At 49.6% G+C, this 1,262-nt stretch carries 1 protein-coding gene; it reads right to left on the bottom strand.

Annotated features, from left to right (window positions below):
- Positions 1–42 precede the first annotated feature (42 nt).
- Positions 43–1,080: an IS110 family transposase gene (locus A1332_RS22520; RefSeq protein WP_064010648.1), complete on the bottom strand. Its 1,038-nt coding sequence runs from the start codon at positions 1,078–1,080 to the stop codon at positions 43–45.
- Positions 1,081–1,262 lie beyond the last annotated feature (182 nt).

Raw genomic sequence — 1,262 nt, 5'->3', positions numbered from 1 at the left:
TAGATACTCTGTTCTAGGTCAACAAAATTCCACCACTTTTTTTCAATTAGCGATGATAGGTGCCGGAATGGTATAAAAGCGTGTGTTATCGAACGGCTGATCGTACTTCAACATGCCATGAATCGCATGGAGTAATTTACGCATGACAGCACAGACGGCTTGTAAAGGTTTCTTCCCGTTGTCGACCAAGTGCTGGAAATAAGCTTTGACATACGGATCATGCTGTTTGGCACTCAAGGCTGGCATATACAAAGCTGAACGAATATGCCGGTTACCCACCTTGGAGAGACGCATTTTCTTGTGCACGCTTTTGCCGGATTCAAACGCCTTGGGATCGAGCCCGGCAAACTTAACCCATTCGCGATGAGACAGATTGGGCGGCAATAACAGCAGTTCGCCCATCAACGCAATGGCGCTGGTTTGGGCAATGCCTTTGATGCCGGTCAGCAGGTTGAATATACGCTCTAGTTCCGGGGTTTTGTGTATCAATTCCAAGGCCTCGGTTGCCAATGTATCGATACGTTTTTCCAATTGACTGATCGCCAGCTTGGCATCGCGTAACAAAGCTTTTGGGGTTTCCTGAGTCGCACTTAGCGCATGCAGATGATTTTTCGCGGCGGCCTTCTGACCGGTCAAGGCATTGATGCGGCGGGCAAAACCGCGCAAAGCCAAAACTTGGTTCGAAGGGCGAGTCCACGCTACAAAGTCCATGCGCTCGACGTATTCGGCCAAGGTATTGGCATCGACAGCGTCGGTTTTACTGTTTTTCATTAACACCTTGGCAAAGTTATGCGAGGACTTGGGATTGACCACCATCACGGGAATACCCGCGTCATGCAGCGCAATCGCCAGATCGAAATGGTAAATACCGGTAGCTTCTAGACACGCCGTGATGCCGGGTAATTTGATCAGTTTGTTGACCAAACGCACACGGTCGGCGCGGCTATTCGCAAACTTTTGTGGATCGAACGATTTGCCGTTCTTGCGAATCACCAGCACCAATTCTTCGGCACCAACATCCACACCAGCAAACAGGCGATGGGGAGATTCAACGATGGTGTTAGGTAGGCGGTTTTTCATAATCGTTCTAATACAGTTAAAGGTTAAGTACACTATTCACCGGTTCCCGACCCTGCACATGCACCTACCTTCCTTGTGTATGCAGGCTCTAAGCCTCGGATACTCCACGGTATGGGTGAATAGGGCGGGGGCCAATCTAACGGACAGGCTCTAATCAACAAATTAGGCCTTAGGGGCAAACG

It is taken from the genome of Methylomonas methanica (assembly GCF_001644035.1).
GTDB lineage: Bacteria > Pseudomonadota > Gammaproteobacteria > Methylococcales > Methylomonadaceae > Methylomonas > Methylomonas methanica_A.
Note: the sequence above shows the minus strand (reverse complement) of the source record. Positions and strands in the feature narration are given on the sequence as shown.